This is a genomic window from Phytopseudomonas daroniae (assembly GCF_004327285.1).
Lineage (GTDB): Bacteria > Pseudomonadota > Gammaproteobacteria > Pseudomonadales > Pseudomonadaceae > Aquipseudomonas > Aquipseudomonas daroniae.
The window spans coordinates 148,862-164,938 of record NZ_QJUI01000004.1 but is presented as its reverse complement, the minus strand read 5'-3'; the positions used below and the strand labels follow the sequence as shown (position 1 = coordinate 164,938).

Sequence of the window (16,077 nt, the reverse complement as noted above, 5' to 3'; positions counted from 1 at the left end):
TGGACGGCTCCGTAGAATCATCCGCTGGACGATCAAGGCTGCGGGTAGTGTTAATCACTAAATATTAGTATGTCAATGCGTTTGAGCGCGTGACGCTTGATGAGAGTTGAGCCATGTCCAATAAGCGCTTTCTGTTCACGGCTGGCGAGCGCATGCGCGGGCTGCGTGAATTGATGGGGTTGAGTCGCAAGGCTTTCGCCGAAATCGTCGGTATGCCGCCCAAGCGTGTCGAAAATATCGAGAACGGCTGGCAGCGCATGCATGACGAGGACTTCCAGCGGGTCTGTAGCCAGTTCGAAGACTTCAGTCGCTGGATCTCATATGAAGGGCCGATCGACTCCGTCTCGCTGAAATTCAAGGTGGCGGATTCCGCGCAGAAGGCCGCTGTCTACCTCGTGCAGCACAATCCCGAACTCCTGGAAGGCAGTGGCATGGACTTGCAACAATGGCAGCAACGTCACCGTGATGTTCTGCTGGAGATCGACCGGCAGGCCAATGCGGCAGCCTCGGATCCCGACCCGCAGTGACTAGGGCCTGTTAACGCTACCGCGCAAGCCGCGTTGCTGCGCAAAATCTCGCCAGGCTAGGCGGAGGACGCAGGGAATGGTTGTTCCCTTGCCAAGTCCTCCAACGACGCATGGCGAGATTTTTCGCGCAACCCGTAGGGCCGGGCCCGTTTTGCCGCGATACTGCGTTTCTCGCCGGCTCATTTAGCCAGCTAAACTTCGCGGCTCGTGCCTTGCCTCGCGGCAAAACGGGCTCCGGCGCGGTCGTGCGGCAGTGTTAACAGGCCCTAGGCCGCATCCTGATGGAGTGGCTGGTTACAGCCAGTGAGCGTCGATATCGACCAGTAGCAGGCGCGTGCCATTGTCGATGAACTGCCCGGCGGTCAGGCAGTACTGGTTACTGGTGGCGTCGCGGTAGGTGCTGGAAAGGATCAGGCGGCGCTCTTCCCAGCCTTCGGCCAGCAACTGATAGAAATACGGGCGCCATGACCAGTTATGACCGAGGTAACGGGGATCGGCCTGCCACGCGCCGTCACGCCATTCCAGATTGGGGGTGATCTGCGTGCCGCGCTGGTCGCACTGGTACAGGCGTAGCAACCAGGGGTAGGCAGTGGGTGCCGCAAGCGCTGCCAAGCCGCTTTCCAGGTTGTCTTTAAATTGTGCGAACAGCTCGGCGAGTTGTCGGCGCAAGCCCATCAGGCGGGCTCGCTCGGTCAGTTTCTGCTGCACATACTGGTCGCGCAGGCTGGCGAAGCGTTTGACGAAGGCATCGTTCTGGAAGAACTCGAGTTCCGGCTGCGCAAACAGATAGCCTTGCACATAGCGGGCTCCGCACTCGAGGGCGAAATTCAGTTCGGCATTGGTTTCCACGCCCTCGGCGATGATCCAGCAGCCGGTCTTCTCAGCCATCATTGCCAGGGCCTTGACCACTTCACCGCTGGGGCCGCCACGAGCGGCTTCCTGGAACAGGCGCATATCCAGTTTGAGGATGTCGGGTTGCAGGGCCAGCACGCGATCGAGTTGTGAATAGCCGGCGCCGAAGTCATCGATGGCGATGCGTGCGCCAGCTTCCCGGTAGCGGGCTACCACGCCGGGCAGGCGCAGGCTTGCCCCGCCCAGTTCGGTGATCTCGAAAACCACCCGCCTGGGATCGATACCGCTGCGCTCGAGTTGCCTGAGGCTTGGCAGCGCCTGCTCGGGGCGCAAGCGACTGATCCAGCGTGGCGAGATATTCAGGCTCAGGAACCATTGCGGTGGGGCGTCATGAAAACGCATCAGTGCCTGTTCGCGGACTTCCCGATCAAGTCGGCGCAGCGCAGTTGGCGGGGTTTTCGGATCAGCGAACAGCGGCCCTGCCGAGTGCAGGCGACCTTGCGCATCGCGCAGACGAGCCAGTGCCTCGACACCGGCGATCTGGCCGGTGGCCGTATCGATAAAAGGTTGGAAGACGGCGAGCGGTTGACCGTCGAGCACCGAACACATCCTTAGTAAGAGAACGGTAATGCCGGGGAGATATCCGGCTTGTAGTCGTTCCGTCTAGCAAGAATGTAGCCAGCATCAGGTCTCGCCTGGCTCGGATGATGGCGTTTCGCCTTTGCTGCGCGAGTTGCGTTTTCTGAGGATCGGAAAGGCGACCAATGCCATGCGCAGCCAGCGACGCCACTGGCCGCCGCGCATACCCAGCACTGTCAACACGAAGGCACCGCCGGTGATCCAGATGGGTGCGTTGCTGTCTTTCAGTTCCTGGCGCCAGTGGCGGCCGAAATCCTTGGCTTTGTGCAGCGGCTGCAGCATGACCATGGTTTCGTGGCGAATTTCCTGGCGGTGCATTTCCAGGCGCAGGCGCAGCATGGTTTTACGCAATTCCTGCGTGGAGGTCTTCGAGGTGGGACGGCTCATGGCAGCAGTTGCTCCCGGTCGCGGGCCAGCTCTTCGAGGCTGGCGCTGAAAGGCGCGGGAGCGTTACGCATGCGCTGTATCAGGGTTGCAGCGCAGACCAGCAGTCCCGCCCCGTAAAACAGGCAGAGCAGGGAGATAACCAGAATGCGATGGTTGTCCCAGAAGGCGATCAGCAGGGCGGCAGAGAGGCCGACGATCAGCAGCAGTCCGAACAATACACTCAAGCCAGTCAGGATCAGCAGGGTTATGGTGCGCGCCTGCTGTTCCCGAATCTCTTCACTGAACAACGCCACATGGCCATGAACCAGCCCGAGCAGGGCGCCGGCCAGGCGCCGCGGCGAAGGGCCGCGGCTGGGAGGTGGTGCTGTCTGGCTGTCATCCATGTGCTGTCCTGATCAACGTCGGCTAATGAGCATGCCGATCAGTATACCAATGCCGGCAGCGATGCCGATGGTCTGCCACGGGTGCGTCTGCACGTAGTCTTCGGTAGCGCCGACTGCAGCCTTGCCACGCAGAACAACGGACTCTTCGGTGTTCTTCAGGGTGGAGCGCGCGCGGCCGAGGCTGTCACGAATCTGTGCGCGCAGCTCTTCGGCCTGGTCGCCGACCAGGCTGGCCGAATGCTGCAGCAGGGTTTCGGTGTCGCGCACCAGGGCTTGGAACTCTTCAAGTAGCTCTTCTTTATTGGCGGGTGTAGCAGGACGCGAGGGAAGGGGGCGGGCCATGGATCGTTCTCCTGTAGATGGATGCGGTGTAAGGGGTTCGAGTGGCAGCTGATTGGCCTGGTTCACTCTATCTGCGAATCGCTCGGACCGGGGGCGTCGAGAGAGGCATAACGGTTGCGCTGGCGTGATAGGTTCGTACGGAAATGCGTGTTTATGATGCCTGGTGCGCAGGGGAGGAATTGTCTGGTGCGTTATTAACCTATTGATAATTAAAAATAAGTATCGATTAAGCGATATTTAAAAGCACCACTGTGGCGCCAGGGTCGGGATAAGGCCGAGTTGAAGTGGTTATTTATGCGCCTTAATGGTTCATTTTGGTATGGCCATGTTCTTTTATGGTGCCTTTTGCTGTGGGTCTCTGCTTCGATGCTAACCTTGACAGTGCCCGTGCAAGCGCCGATTCACGGCTCCAACCAACACGCTGTTCATCCTGATTACCGGCTTCGGCTTTCTCGAAATGGGCACGGTACGCCGGTTCGTTAGTGCTGCATGGCGACCCTAAACTTTTATCGGAAGCTGCCGTTAACTCTGGACATGCTCCGTTTCGGTGACTTGCCATGACTGTTTCCCATCCGCTGTCGACTTCGACGACAGGCCGCTCGCCACAAATCGCTGGCCAGACCACCATTCGCAATGCGGCCGACGCCCAGGTCGCGCTGTCCAACCGGCTCGCCGAGCGCCTGGGGCTGCCCGCTGGTTCGCTGACCGCCAAGCAGGATGACTTTTCTCCGGAGAAGGTGGCGGAGCGGGTACTCGGCTTTATCGAGCAGCGCCTGAAGCGCGAAGCGGCCTCCGGCGCCGATCCGGAAAAATTGCAGAACCTGCTGCAGCAGGCGCGTTCGGGTGTGGAGAAGGGCTTCGGCGAGGCCCGCAAGATTCTCGACGGCATGGGCCTGCTCAAGGACAAGGTCGCCAGTGACATAGACGACACCTTCCAGCGCATCCAGCAAGGCTTCGCTGGCCTCGACAAACAGTACGCCACCACGCCTGCCGCTGGCGGCAGCGCAGGTGCTGTCGCTACCTCGAGTGACCGTTTTGTGGCGGTAGCAGAAAGCTTCGAACTGGATATCACCACGCGTGACGGTGACCGCTTGCGCGTGTCGATCGCTCAGGCGTCGGCCGCCTGGTCGCGTACCGAAGGCTCGGGCAGCCAGTCCGGTAGCCTGTTGATCGCTGGCTGGCAGGTTGAAGTTCAGGGTGACCTGGACGATGCCGAGAAGGCCGCGCTGGAGAAGCTCTTCACCCAGGTGCAGGATCTCTCCAGTGCCTTCTACTCCGGGGACACGGCAGGTGCGTTCGATCGGGCCATGTCGCTCGAGATGGATGGCTCGCAACTGGCTTCCATGTCCTTGCGCCTCACCCAGACCAGTGTGCGCCAGGCCACTGACACCTATGGTTCGGTTGCCAGTCAGGGGGGGCAGCCGGCCAGCGCGGTCAATGGCGCGCTGACCGAGTACGCCCAGGGCCTGCTCGATGCCCTGCGCAATGCCAATGAATGGGTCAGCGACGGCAAGGGTCTGCTGCAGGATCTGCTCAAGGGCGGTTTCTCGCTGGACGAGCGTTTCGATAGCGCACGGCTGGACAAGGCCGAACAACTCAACGCTCGTCTGCTCGATGGCCTGCAGGGGCTGCTGGCTTCCACGCTTACCTCGAAAGCGGATGAGGGGGCGGCGAGCGCCTGAGTGCGTGGGCCGAGGTGCTAGACTGCTGCCTTTATCGACTGTGGAGGCTGACGCATGCTCCCTGAATGCCAACTGCTGGGAACCCTCGGCTGTCATCTGTGTGAATACGCCGAGGCGGTGTTGATGCCTTTCGTCGAGCACGGGCTGTTGGTGGAACTGGTGGATATCGCTGAACGTGAGGAGAGCCTGGAGCGTTATGCGCTGCTGATTCCCGTGTTATTGCGCACCGATACGGGGGCAGAGCTGCCATGGCCGTTCGATGCGCAGCAAGTCGCCACCTTTCTCGGCTGATCGATTGCCTGAACAACGATGAGCCCGGCGCCTTAGAGCCTGTTCACGATCTCTCGAGCAATGACAGCAGAAAAGCGGGAGCGGACGTAGGGTGGATCGGGGCGCGTAGCTGACGCTCTTTTCATCCACCATTGCGATCGTTAGGTTGGTGGACGGATCGGGCCGCGCAGGTGAAGCGTCGTCCACCCTACGAACGACCGCTTGCGCCACATTGCCGCCGATCTATAGGGGTACGGGTTCCTGTTTGCCAAGTGCACAAAGATCGTGAACAGGCTCTTAGAGCCGGGCCAGGTTTTACTTATTAAATTGCAGGGGAGTGATATCCATGAGTGTGGTGCTGGGCGATGCGTTATCGCTGCTGTTGTTTCGTTTGCACAGTGGCCGTTTGCTGGGCATCAATCTGCTCAAGGTCAACGAGATCATTCCCTGCCCACCGCTGACCAAGATGCCCAGCCGACATCCCCATGTGCGCGGCGTGGCGACCTTGCGTGGCTCGGCGCTGACGGTCATCGACCTGGCTCGGGCGATTGGTGAGCGCGGCGGTGGTGATAGTCAGGACGGCTGCCTGATCGTTACCGAGCTCAGCCGTTCGCGCCAGGGGCTGCACGTACAAAACGTCGAGCGCATCGTGCAGTGCTCGACTCGCGATGTGCGTCCGCCGCCTGCAGGTGCAGGTGCGCGCGCGTTCATCACTGGAGTGACGCAGATCGACGGCACTATCGTGCAGATTCTCGATATCGAAAAAGTGCTGCATGAGATCGCGCCAGCTCCCGTCGAGGATGTGGACGAGCAGTTGCTCACCCCCGCCGAACGACAACTCTTGCAAGGGCGCCGAGTGCTGGTCGTCGACGATTCTCAGGTAGCCCTGCAGCAAACCCTGATCACCCTGCGCAAGCTCGACCTGGACTGCAAGGCGGTGCGCAGCGCTGCCAGCGCGTTGGCGTTGTTGCAGACTGCACAGCAGGAGGGGCAGCCAATCGAGGTGCTGGTCTCGGATATCGAGATGCCGGAAATGGATGGCTATACCCTGGTGCAGCAGATCCGCAAGGATGCCGTGCTCGGAGAGACCTACGTGCTGCTGCACACCTCCCTGGACAGCACCATGAACACGGAAAAGGCCCGCGCAGTCGGTGCCAACGACGTACTCACCAAGTTCTCCACCGTGGATCTGAGCAAGGCCATGGTGCGGGCGTTTCAGCGTCTTGGTGAGTGAATGGGGCGTTACCTGGCAGGCGTTGAAGAGCAGAATCATGGTTCTGCTGCGGTCTTTTCGCTCGGTATCGCTTCGCGCCAATCTGCGCGGCCCGCCCCATCCTTATCTACGAGCGTCCGCTTCGCTTGAGTGTGTAAAAACACTCATCATGGAGCGGGCATCTAGATCGCTCATCGGGATATGCTTGTCCGGCGACCTGTTGAGCTGGACTGCGGTTGCTTGAAGCGATTTGCTCGAACTCAGGTATTGGCGAAAGGTCGGTTGAGGTGAGCCGGCCCATGAGTCTATGGGTGACGTCCTGGCTGACACCAGGAAGGTGTCAGCCAGGACGCAGATCAAGTTACGACGGTCGGTTACCCTCCCAGGCATTTTGAAGTAGCTCTCGAATTGCCTTTTGCTCAATCGGACGAGGATTCCAGTAGGGGTTGGAAAGAGCGATATCTGTCGCCCGATCCAGATCCGCTTCGGTAAGCCCCAGCTCGCGCAGCGTCAGCGGTGCACCGAGGGACTTGGCCAGGTCGTAGAGGGCGCCACCTGCAGAGTCATGGTCGCCTCCGAGAGCTCGGATAATACGGGCTGCTGCGTCGGGCACCGCGCCGGCGTTGTATGCAATGGCGTGCGGCAAGACGACGGTATGTGTTTGGGCATGGGGCAAATTGAAGCTGCCGCCTAGGGTATGGCAAAGCTTGTGATGAAGCGCCATCCCAACGTTCCCCAATACGGTGCTGCAGAGCCAGGCGCCATAAAGACAGTCGGAACGAGCATCCAGGTCATCGGCTTTCTGAGTTACTCGGCCCAGACCTTCGGCCATCGCTCGGATCCCTTCTTCAGCGATCAAAGCCATGACAGGGTTGCCGTCCTGGGCATAAAGACCTTCTGCCGCGTGTGCGATGGCATTCATGCCGCTGGTAACTGACATTCCAACGGGCAGGGTTTTGGAGAGCTCTGGATCGTAGATGACCGTTTTGGGCAGAACGCGGGGATCCTTGCCTGTTTTTTTCAGGCCATTCTCAGTCAGTCCATAAACGGGTGTCATTTCGGAGCCAGCATAGGTGGTAGGGATCGCCAGGATCGGCAGGCCCGAATCCAGTGCGATGGCCTTACCTAAGCCAGTCGTGGAGCCGCCACCAATCGCGACGGCGCAATCAGCCCCAAGCTTATTGGCTACTTCGCGCGCTTCACGCGCGGTTTCGATGGGTACGTGCATGACGGCTTTATCGAAGATGCCGGCCGCGCGCTCACCCAAAATCGAAGCGATCTGCTCTGCCTGATCCCGCTGCTCCGGCGTCGACAATACGAGTGCGCGGCGAGAGCCAAGTCGATCGATCTCGGCTTCCAGTTGCGAGAGGGAACCTTTGCCGAAAATAACGCGCGAAGGGAGGCCGGTGTAGGTGAAGTTTGAAATAGTCACGGTGCATTCCTGTTGGTCTAGGTAGCCAGTGGCAACGGTTGCTGAGAGCTGGCGCCCGCTCGAAGGGGGCGCCGCTAAGGGTTATTTGACGGGTGTGGGCTGGTAGGCGATCAGTCGCCATTCCCCGTTATGAAGGCACCAGACCGCCAGCGTGTGATTACGCAGTGTCTTGTGCACGCCACCCGAAGTGATCTCACCATTCATTTCGCCGAAGACCAGTGCCGTCTCTCCAAGAATCTGAACAGAGTGGATGGGGCTCTCAATGTGGTGATAGATGTAGTACCCCTCGCGGCATTTATTCAGGTAGCTGTCACGCGTATCGATCAAGCCGTTCGAGTGGGTATAGGTCAGCCCGGGATGGGCAAGTCTGAAAAATGTGTCGAAGTCGCCGAGCACCATAGAGGAGTAGCGTTGCTCCTCTAATGACCGAATCAGCGTCTCCGTTTCATTGATGCTATTCATCAGGCGCCTCTTGTTCTTATCGAAGGAGAGGCCTGAATGGGGGGAGGCCACACCTGAATGGGTTAGGTGCACCTAACCCATGAAGCTGAGCCTATAGTTACGTTTGCGGATATAAAATATCGTTTCTGGAAAACTTTATTTCTATTGTGAAAAAATGCTTTGCCACCCAGGCAATTTCGCTACCTCTGCCACACCTACTGAGTGACAGCTACTGCGTCCAGAGTTTTTCGTAGTTGTTGTCACGGAAGCGCTTCACTAGCGCATCGATGAAGAGCCGAACTTTTGCCGGCATATGGCGCCGCGTTTGGAAGGCTATGTTCATGGTGAGGCGTGGCAGATCCCAATCATCTAGCACTGGCACCAGCTCTCCGCGAAGGATGCTGTCATGCACGATGTATTTGGGCTGTACAAGGATGCCCATGTCGTCGAGAGCCGACCTCACGAGAATCTGCCCATCATTCGTTGAAATGAGCGGGGGAACTCGGACGACGACAGATTCGTTTTTGCGAGTGAAGGGCAATTCGGTAGGGTTTACCGCGTAGTCGTAGATCAGCATCTTGTGCTTGGTGAGATCCATCGGTACCGAGGGTGTTCCGTACCGCTTCAAGTAGGAAGGGGATGCGGCCAGAACGCGACGGGTCTCGGCCAGTCGGCGGATCGTCAGGCTGTTATCGGCTTCGAATTGCCGTGTGCGAATCGCCACATCGACATTGTTTTCCATCACGTCCAGGTATCTGTTGGCTGCGACGATGTCGAGGCTGATCTCCGGGTGTTGGCGGGTAAACTCAGGAAGCAGCGGCTCAATATGAAGTAGGCAGAATGACAGCGAGGCGGTGACTCGGAGTACGCCACTCGGTTTCACCACTGCGTCGCGAGCTACGTCCTCGGCTTCACGCATATCGGCAAGTACCGACTTACTGCGCCTGTAAAACTCAGCGCCGATTTCGGTCAACGACAGCTGCCTCGTTGTCCGCTGTACCAGCCGTACCCCGAGCCGCGTTTCCAGAGCTATCAGGTAGCGGCTTGCAGCTGATACCGACAGGCCCAACTGTTCGGCGGCTTTGCTGATGCTGCCGGAATCCGCAACCTGTACAAACAGCTCCATCTCCCGAAACGGATCCATTGTCATTTTCCTGAAAAATGGGAAGGTGTATCCCGAATATACGTGTTTTTTCGTGAAAGAAGAGAAACTAGACTCGGCTCACTCCACAAATAAAAACAAATGCGGAGGGAGTCATGACTCCTTGCTCAAAAGTTGAACAGTCCAACTCCCATGCTTCCCATGCGTGGCAATACGGCTTTTGCCTTCGTGGCTTCGCCCGAAACACGCTTGCGCTGTTTCAGAAGGCCGTACCGCAGTCATTCCCACCTTATCTGTACCAGACGCCCGTTTCTGCTGAAGGAGCAGGGCCTGCAGATCATCTAGTCCCGTCCCTTTTGCACGAAATTCTCCGCCACGAGCGCTGATCGAGCCTGGCTCATGGCTGTAAATCGTGCTCGTTGAGGCGCCGAATTTTCAAGCTGGACTACGTAAATCGCGGTTCGGCTACAAACAAAACCTGAAGTGAAATAGGAGATCGACATGGTTGGTATCGCGGTTCTCGGTGCAGGTCGCATCGGTAAAATCCATGCCACTAACGTAGCTGGTAACAAGCACGCGAAATTGATCGCGGTTGCTGATCCGTACGCATCTGCCGCTCAGAGCCTTGCAGGGGCGCTGGGCGCTGACGCCATGACCGATTGCGAAGCGGCGATCGACCGCAACGATGTTCAGGCTGTCGTTATCGGCACGCCTACCCACACGCATATCGGGCTGATGCTGCGCGCTGTTCGTCAGGGCAAAGCGGTTCTTTGTGAAAAGCCAATCGATCTCGATATGGCCAAGAGCCTGGCTGCCGTTGAAGAAGTGGAGCGCCTGAAAGGTCGCGTCATGCTGGCGTTCAACCGCCGCTTTGAAAGCACCTTCGCGGCAATGCGTGAGGCGATTGTTGCCGGAGAAATTGGTGACGTTCGCCAAGTCATCATCACTAGCCGTGATCCAGGGCTTGCTCCTGAAGACTACATAGAACACTCGGGCGGCATCTTTCGCGATATGACCATCCACGACCTGGATATCGGTCGCTGGTTGCTCGGCGAAGAGCCAGTGGAGCTGAGCGCTGTCGGCAGCCGCCTGGTCGATCCGAAGTTGATGGAAAAGTATGACGACTACGACACCGTCATGCTGCAGATGAAAACGGCGACCGGGAAGCAGTGCCACATCAATAACTGCCGGGCAACCGTCTACGGTTACGATCAGCGTGTCGAGGTTTTTGGTTCCAAAGGCATGCTCCTTCAGGACAACCTGCGCCCCACGACGATTCGTCGTTGGACTGAAGCCTCTACCGATGCACGCGAGCCGCTGCTGAATTTCTTTCTTGAGCGCTACCAGCAAGCGTACAAGTCCGAACTCGACGCATTCGTCGACGCGTTGGTCGAGAGCAAACCACTGCCGACAGGTGTTCAGGATGGCTTGAAGGCATTGCGCCTGGCCGAATGCGCTGTTGAGTCGGCCCGTACCGGCCGTGCGGTAATCGTCGAGTAATCTCTGCTCGCCTGAGATGACAAGAGAAGGAGATAAGCATGTCCCATCAAGTTACCGAGACCGTATTGGGTGTCGCTTGCCTAGGTATTACACACCCGCATACATCTGGGCGCGTGAAAGCCTTTCAGCGCATGGAGAATGTCCGTTTCCATGGCGCCTATGACGATAGCCCGTTGCTGCAGCCCTTTGTTAATGCGCTTGGTCTAGAGGCTCGTACGAAAGAAGAGATCCTTGCTGATCCGAACGTTCACATCGTTCTGGTACACCCGAAAAGCTATCTGATGGCTGACTGGGCGATCGAAGCCCTTGAGGCAGGGAAGGCGGTGCTTTGTGAAAAGCCGGCTGGCCGTGGCATCGCGGATACTCAGCGGATTGTTGAAGCGGTTGAGCGCACGGGTGGACTCTTCCAGGTTGGTTATTGCTGGCGATTCGCACCTTCTGTAGAGAAGATGCAGCAGGTGCTGCAGAGCGGTGAAATTGGCAAGGTGCTTCAGGTACGCGCCCATGCTGGATGCTCTCATGATGAGGCCGATACCAACCATATGAAGCAGCCTGGTGACCTGGGCGGGGCCTTCTATGTGATCGGCTGTCATACCATCGATCGCATTCTGCTGCATTTCGGTATACCCAATTCCGTCAACGCACGTATCAGCAAATTCGCAGGGCAGATGAGCGAGAGTGCTCGTGAAGATGCCGCCGCCGCAGTGCTCAATTACGACGACAAGATGGTCACCATCGATTTCATGTCGTGGGATCCCATGCCATGGACAGAGAGCTGGGACATCACCGCGTATGGCACCCACGGTGTAATGCATTCCACTCCGATGCCGGCCTCCTACAAGCTCTACCACGACGGTAAAAATGGTCACGCTCAAGGTTGGACGCACTGGAACGAAACCAGTTTTCCAGAAATTTGGGCAGTGAGGAAAACGGTTTATTCCCCAGAAATTGCCGAAATCGGGAACCCGATCTATTTCGATCGTGAGGCGTTCGCTTTCGTCAACGCGCTGCGTACTGGGGCGCCATCTCAAGTTCCAGCTACTCAAGCTCACAACATCAATATCCTGCTGAAGGCTCTGTTCGAGTCTGCCGGTAATGATGGTCAGGAAGTGAAGTTAGGCTAACTAAGCCTGGTAACCAAAGTGCGATGTACTGCCCCTTGAAATAGGGGGGTAGTGCATGCGCTCAACAAAAATAAGACACCTCCTAAAGGGTGAAAATAATGCGTAAATTGATAAGTGTTGCGGCGTCTCTGTTGTTTGCAGTTGCTGTTACCGGTTGCTCTGAAGAAACATCGGATTCCAAAGGCATTATTGGCATTTCTCTCCCCTCTAAAACGGAGGCTCGATGGGTGACCGACGGTGGCAGCATGGTCGCGGCCCTGAAAGAGCTCGGTTACGAAGCCGATGTGCAGTATGCCCAGTATGAAGTGCCTACCCAGTTGTCTCAGATCGAGAACTTGCTGGTGAAAGGGGTAAAAGGGCTCATCATTGCTCCCATCGACGGCACCACCATGTCTGATGTTCTGAAACAGGCGAAGTCTCAGGGTATCGAGGTCATCTCCTATGACCGTTTCATTCGCAACTCGAAGGACTTTAGCTATTACGTCACTTTCGACAACTACAAGGTTGGTCAACTCCAGGCGCAGTCGATTGTAGACACGTTGGAACTGGCCCAGGAGAAGGGGCCATTCAATCTTGAGATTTTCGCAGGCTCTACCGACGACAATAATGCCCATGTCTTCTACGCAGGCGGCATGTCTGTGCTGCAGCCCTACATCGACGCCGGAAAACTGGTTGTTCGAAGTGGCCAGGTTACTCTGGATAAAGTCGCTACGCCAAACTGGGAAGGTTCGCAAGCACAAGCTCGCATGGATAACCTGCTGAGCGCGTTCTATGGCAACAATCATCTGGATGCCGTGTTGACCGCCAACGATCAACTAGCGATCGGTGTCATCTCTTCTCTCCGCGGTGTGGGGTATGGCTCGGGCAACAGCAAAATGCCTATTGTCACTGGGCAGGATGCTGAAATTCCTGCGATCAAAGCGATTATTCGCGGCGACCAGAGTTCTACCGTATTTAAAGACACCCGCGCCCTCGCCAAAGCGGCAGCCGAGATGATGGATGCCACGTTGAATGGCACCCAGGTGAGCGTCAACGATACCCAGTCCTACGACAATGGCGTGATGGTCGTTCCGACGCAGCTGTTGCCTCCCATCCTGGTTAATCAGCAAAACTGGAAGCAAGTACTCATAGATCAAAGCAAGTATTACAGCGAAGACCAGCTGCGCTAGTTAATCCTGTTCCGAAGGGGTTCCAGCGACCGTTGGCTGCTGGAGCTAGCGTCCCGGTGCGATGAGAGAAACACAATGACAACTACGATTCTCGACATGCTGGGTATCCAGAAGTGCTTTGGGCCTGTCAAGGCGCTGAGTAATGTCAATTTGCAGGTTTCCCAAGGCGAAATTCACGCAATCTGCGGTGAAAACGGTGCCGGTAAGTCCACGCTGATGAAGATTCTCAGTGGGGTTTATCCGTATGGGAGCTACAGCGGAACGATTAACTATGATGGCCAGGATCGCCGGTTCAACGGCCTCCGGGATAGTGAAGCTGTAGGAATTTGCATCATTCATCAGGAACTCGCCTTGGTACCGATGCTCTCCATTACCGAAAATCTCTTTCTCGGCAATGAGATGTCGAGCTTCGGTGTCATCAATTGGGACGAGGCCCATCGCAGGGCGAAAGAGTTGATTGCGCGTGTGGGCCTCAACGCTGAGCCGCGCGCACTGGTGAACAGTCTGGGTATAGGTCAACAGCAACTAGTAGAGATTGCCAAGGCGCTGGCGAAGGATGTGAAGCTACTTATCCTGGATGAGCCAACTGCGAGCTTGAATGAAAAGGACAGCGACACACTGCTGGCGTTAATGCTTGAGCTGAAAGCCAAGGGCATCACTTCGATCATCATCTCGCACAAGCTGAACGAAATATCGCGGGTAGCTGATTCCATTACCGTGATTCGTGATGGCAATACGGTAGATGTCATGGACTGCCGGGGTGGAGCGGTCAGTGAAGACCGTGTCGTACACGCGATGGTTGGGCGGGAGCTTTCCGACCGCTATCCACCACGCGTACCGGATATTGGCGGGAAGATGTTCGAGGTCGAAGGGTGGTCTGTGGCTGACCCCGAACATCCTGAAGTCGACCGGCTGCAGAACATCGATTTCCATATCCGTCGCGGTGAGGTGGTAGGTATCGCCGGCCTGATGGGGGCGGGTAGAACCGAACTCGCAATGAGTTTATTTGGTCGCGCGTACGGCACCAAAATTCGAGGAAAGGCACGCCTTAATGGGCAGGAAATCGATGTCAGCACGGTAAAAAAAGCCATCGACCATGGCATCGCTTACGCGACTGAAGATCGGAAGGGATCTGGGCTGGTTCTGGGAGATGGAAGCGCCCGAAACATCAGCTTGGCCAATCTGCCAGCGGTCTCCAGTGCGGGAGTTATCGATGAGCATGAAGAGGCTTCGGTAGCTACCAGCTACCGACAGAAGCTTCGAATCCGTTGCGCTGATGTACAGCAATCGGTCGAGAGACTCTCTGGCGGCAATCAGCAGAAGGTGGTGCTGGGGAAGTGGCTGTTCTCCGACCCGCAAGTGCTGATCCTGGATGAGCCCACTCGTGGGATCGACGTAGGGGCCAAGTACGAAATCTACAGTGTGGTCAACGAGATCGTAGCCGAAGGCAAGTGCGTGCTGATGATCTCCTCCGAGATGCCTGAGCTGTTGGGTACTTGTGACCGAATTTACGTGATGAACGAGGGGCGTCTCGTCGGAGAGTTTCCGATTGAAGACGCATCCCAAGAGCGAATCATGCACGCCATTATGAAAAACGAGGTACTCCTGTGACTGACGTTATCGCACCCTCGGCAACAAAGAGTTCTCTATTGCCAACGCTCAAGCGCGGCGCTCGGGAGTATGGCCTTCTGGCCTCTTTGCTGGTCATTGTTGTGTTCTTTCAGGTGGCTACAAACGGGGCTTTGCTACAGCCTCTCAATCTGACGAATCTGGTTTTGCAGAACAGCTACATCGTCGTCATGGCACTTGGCATGCTCATGGTGATTGTCTGTGGTCATATTGATCTTTCCGTCGGCTCCATTGTCGGCGTCATCGGTGCCCTTGCTGCTGTCCTGATGGTGCATTACCAGATGGACTTCTGGATCGCCTCTGCACTGTGCATTCTTGCTGGAGCGGCGATTGGCGCTGCGCAAGGGTACTGGGTGGCGTTCTGGGGCATGCCGTCCTTCATCGTTACTCTGGCCGGTATGCTCGTGTTTCGGGGCGCGACGATCGCCATCACCGATGGGCAGTCCATCGGGCCGTTCCCAGAGACATTTGGCTTGATCAGCTCTGGCTTCATTCCGGACGTTTTCAATGGTCAGGGGTTGCGCATTACTTCGCTGGTCTTGGGGATCGCAGTCGCAGTTACCTTCTGTGTCATTGAGCTACGTAGCCGAAAGCGTGCTGCCAAGAGCGGAGCCGTGGTTGGGTCTTGGCTGGTATTTGCCTTGCGCAATGCAATCGTTGCGGGGTTGATCATATTCTTCTGCTACAAACTTGCAACCTACCGTGGTTTGCCAACGGTACTGGTGATCATGTGTGTACTGATCGGTATTTATACCTTCATCATGAACCGTACTGTTCTTGGCCGCTGGGTATATGCCGTTGGTGGCAACCTGAAGGCGGCAAAACTTTCTGGTATCAACACTACCCGTGTAACGTTCTTCGCCTTCGTAAATATGGGGGTACTGGCGGCAGTGGCAGGGTTGATCTTTGCGGCCCGACTTAACAGCGCAACGCCCCGTGCGGGGACGGGGTTTGAACTTGATGTGATCGCAGCCGTTTTTATCGGCGGTGCTTCCGCTTCCGGTGGTGTTGGAAAGGTAGTGGGTGTAGTGATTGGTGCTTTCATCATGGGCGTACTCAATAACGGTATGTCGATCATGGGCGTTGGTGTGGATTATCAACAGGTCATTAAAGGGGCGGTACTACTCGCCGCTGTATTCGTGGACGTGTACCAGAAAAACAAACATAGCTAACGCCCTGTGATATTTCTGATGTGTGTTGGATGTGCGACGTGAACTGAGGGTCTTCCTCAAAGTCCTGTTGAGTTAACACTTGCAGGGCTTTTTTTTGCCTGTTTTTCTTAGGTGTTGCTGCGGTGCTTTTGATTCTTTCGTGTGGAGAAAAGTGTTTTTTATTTTCTGACATATATTGTTTTCAGGGTGCCTGCTAGATTAAGTCCCGTCCTG

16 protein-coding genes are annotated in these 16,077 nt (G+C 56.8%); 9 read left to right on the top strand and 7 right to left on the bottom strand.

Annotated elements, in window-relative coordinates; genetic code table 11:
* The first annotated feature begins 113 nt into the window (after positions 1-113).
* Entirely contained in the window at positions 114-527 is a 414-nt protein-coding gene (locus DNK06_RS05985; protein WP_131179124.1) for a helix-turn-helix domain-containing protein, read from the top strand.
* Between the two features lie 294 nt (positions 528-821).
* Here the strand turns inward: DNK06_RS05985 and DNK06_RS05975 are convergent, their stop codons facing one another.
* The 4 genes from DNK06_RS05975 to DNK06_RS05960 form a co-directional block, all read right to left on the bottom strand.
* Positions 822-1,979, bottom strand: a complete 1,158-nt coding sequence (locus DNK06_RS05975; protein WP_131179122.1) for an EAL domain-containing protein — start codon at positions 1,977-1,979, stop codon at positions 822-824.
* Positions 1,980-2,063: 84 nt separating this feature from the next.
* On the bottom strand, positions 2,064-2,405 hold the full coding sequence (locus tag DNK06_RS05970) for a hypothetical protein (RefSeq protein WP_131179121.1): 342 nt from the start codon (positions 2,403-2,405) through the stop codon (positions 2,064-2,066).
* Positions 2,402-2,788, bottom strand: a complete 387-nt coding sequence (locus DNK06_RS05965) for a phage holin family protein (RefSeq protein WP_131179120.1) — start codon at positions 2,786-2,788, stop codon at positions 2,402-2,404. The genes DNK06_RS05970 and DNK06_RS05965 overlap by 4 nt, the downstream gene beginning before the upstream one ends.
* 12 nt (positions 2,789-2,800) lie before the next feature.
* On the bottom strand, positions 2,801-3,130 hold the full coding sequence (locus tag DNK06_RS05960; protein WP_131179119.1) for an ElaB/YgaM/YqjD family protein: 330 nt from the start codon (positions 3,128-3,130) through the stop codon (positions 2,801-2,803).
* A gap of 557 nt (positions 3,131-3,687) precedes the next feature.
* Between DNK06_RS05960 and DNK06_RS05955 the strand changes: the two genes are divergently transcribed.
* From DNK06_RS05955 to DNK06_RS05945, 3 genes are all read left to right on the top strand, one after another.
* Positions 3,688-4,812, top strand: a complete 1,125-nt coding sequence (locus DNK06_RS05955; RefSeq protein ID WP_131179118.1) for a DUF5610 domain-containing protein — start codon at positions 3,688-3,690, stop codon at positions 4,810-4,812.
* 54 nt (positions 4,813-4,866) lie between these two features.
* A complete protein-coding gene (locus DNK06_RS05950) occupies positions 4,867-5,103 on the top strand; it encodes a glutaredoxin family protein (RefSeq protein WP_131179117.1) in 237 nt (78 codons plus the stop codon).
* A gap of 325 nt (positions 5,104-5,428) precedes the next feature.
* Positions 5,429-6,316 (top strand): chemotaxis protein CheV, encoded by an 888-nt coding sequence (locus DNK06_RS05945; RefSeq protein WP_131179116.1) that lies wholly within the window; start codon positions 5,429-5,431, stop codon positions 6,314-6,316.
* A 340-nt stretch (positions 6,317-6,656) separates the two neighbouring features.
* On the opposite strand, the gene DNK06_RS05940 is transcribed toward DNK06_RS05945, so the two are convergent.
* The 3 genes from DNK06_RS05940 to DNK06_RS05930 all read right to left on the bottom strand — a co-directional run bounded on the left by DNK06_RS05940 (position 6,657) and on the right by DNK06_RS05930 (position 9,312).
* Complete coding sequence (locus tag DNK06_RS05940; RefSeq protein ID WP_423228049.1) at positions 6,657-7,721, bottom strand: maleylacetate reductase; 1,065 nt, start codon at positions 7,719-7,721, stop codon at positions 6,657-6,659.
* Positions 7,722-7,808: 87 nt separating this feature from the next.
* Positions 7,809-8,189 carry a nuclear transport factor 2 family protein gene (locus DNK06_RS05935; protein ID WP_131179114.1) on the bottom strand — a complete coding sequence of 127 codons (381 nt, stop codon included), beginning with the start codon at positions 8,187-8,189 and terminating at the stop codon, positions 7,809-7,811.
* Positions 8,190-8,397: 208 nt separating this feature from the next.
* Complete coding sequence (locus DNK06_RS05930; RefSeq protein ID WP_131179113.1) at positions 8,398-9,312, bottom strand: LysR family transcriptional regulator; 915 nt, start codon at positions 9,310-9,312, stop codon at positions 8,398-8,400.
* A 459-nt stretch (positions 9,313-9,771) separates the two neighbouring features.
* Here DNK06_RS05930 and iolG point away from each other — a divergent pair, with 459 nt between their 5' ends.
* The 5 genes from iolG to mmsB all read left to right on the top strand — a co-directional run bounded on the left by iolG (position 9,772) and on the right by mmsB (position 15,864).
* On the top strand, positions 9,772-10,770 hold the full coding sequence (gene iolG / locus DNK06_RS05925; protein ID WP_131179112.1) for an inositol 2-dehydrogenase: 999 nt from the start codon (positions 9,772-9,774) through the stop codon (positions 10,768-10,770).
* Positions 10,771-10,808: 38 nt separating this feature from the next.
* A complete protein-coding gene (locus DNK06_RS05920; protein ID WP_131179111.1) occupies positions 10,809-11,894 on the top strand; it encodes a Gfo/Idh/MocA family protein in 1,086 nt (361 codons plus the stop codon).
* 98 nt (positions 11,895-11,992) lie between these two features.
* Complete coding sequence (chvE, locus tag DNK06_RS05915) at positions 11,993-13,063, top strand: multiple monosaccharide ABC transporter substrate-binding protein (RefSeq protein WP_131179110.1); 1,071 nt, start codon at positions 11,993-11,995, stop codon at positions 13,061-13,063.
* A 75-nt stretch (positions 13,064-13,138) separates the two neighbouring features.
* Positions 13,139-14,674 carry a multiple monosaccharide ABC transporter ATP-binding protein gene (mmsA, locus tag DNK06_RS05910; protein WP_131179109.1) on the top strand — a complete coding sequence of 512 codons (1,536 nt, stop codon included), beginning with the start codon at positions 13,139-13,141 and terminating at the stop codon, positions 14,672-14,674.
* Positions 14,671-15,864: a multiple monosaccharide ABC transporter permease gene (gene mmsB / locus DNK06_RS05905; protein ID WP_131179108.1), complete on the top strand. Its 1,194-nt coding sequence runs from the start codon at positions 14,671-14,673 to the stop codon at positions 15,862-15,864. Before mmsA ends, mmsB begins: the two co-directional genes overlap by 4 nt.
* Positions 15,865-16,077 lie beyond the last annotated feature (213 nt).

Excerpts from the sequence above, each read along its gene's own strand:
- DNK06_RS05985 (WP_131179124.1), top strand. The coding sequence starts at position 114 with ATGTCCAATAAGCGCTTTCTGTTCACGGCTGGCGAGCGCATGCGCGGG.
- DNK06_RS05970 (WP_131179121.1), bottom strand. The coding sequence starts at position 2,405 with ATGAGCCGTCCCACCTCGAAGACCTCCACGCAGGAATTGCGTAAAACC.
- DNK06_RS05965 (WP_131179120.1), bottom strand. The coding sequence starts at position 2,788 with ATGGATGACAGCCAGACAGCACCACCTCCCAGCCGCGGCCCTTCGCCG.
- DNK06_RS05960 (WP_131179119.1), bottom strand. The coding sequence starts at position 3,130 with ATGGCCCGCCCCCTTCCCTCGCGTCCTGCTACACCCGCCAATAAAGAA.
- DNK06_RS05955 (WP_131179118.1), top strand. The coding sequence starts at position 3,688 with ATGACTGTTTCCCATCCGCTGTCGACTTCGACGACAGGCCGCTCGCCA.
- DNK06_RS05950 (WP_131179117.1), top strand. The coding sequence starts at position 4,867 with ATGCTCCCTGAATGCCAACTGCTGGGAACCCTCGGCTGTCATCTGTGT.
- DNK06_RS05945 (WP_131179116.1), top strand. The coding sequence starts at position 5,429 with ATGAGTGTGGTGCTGGGCGATGCGTTATCGCTGCTGTTGTTTCGTTTG.
- DNK06_RS05935 (WP_131179114.1), bottom strand. The coding sequence starts at position 8,189 with ATGAATAGCATCAATGAAACGGAGACGCTGATTCGGTCATTAGAGGAG.
- DNK06_RS05930 (WP_131179113.1), bottom strand. The coding sequence starts at position 9,312 with ATGGATCCGTTTCGGGAGATGGAGCTGTTTGTACAGGTTGCGGATTCC.
- iolG (WP_131179112.1), top strand. The coding sequence starts at position 9,772 with ATGGTTGGTATCGCGGTTCTCGGTGCAGGTCGCATCGGTAAAATCCAT.
- DNK06_RS05920 (WP_131179111.1), top strand. The coding sequence starts at position 10,809 with ATGTCCCATCAAGTTACCGAGACCGTATTGGGTGTCGCTTGCCTAGGT.
- chvE (WP_131179110.1), top strand. The coding sequence starts at position 11,993 with ATGCGTAAATTGATAAGTGTTGCGGCGTCTCTGTTGTTTGCAGTTGCT.
- mmsA (WP_131179109.1), top strand. The coding sequence starts at position 13,139 with ATGACAACTACGATTCTCGACATGCTGGGTATCCAGAAGTGCTTTGGG.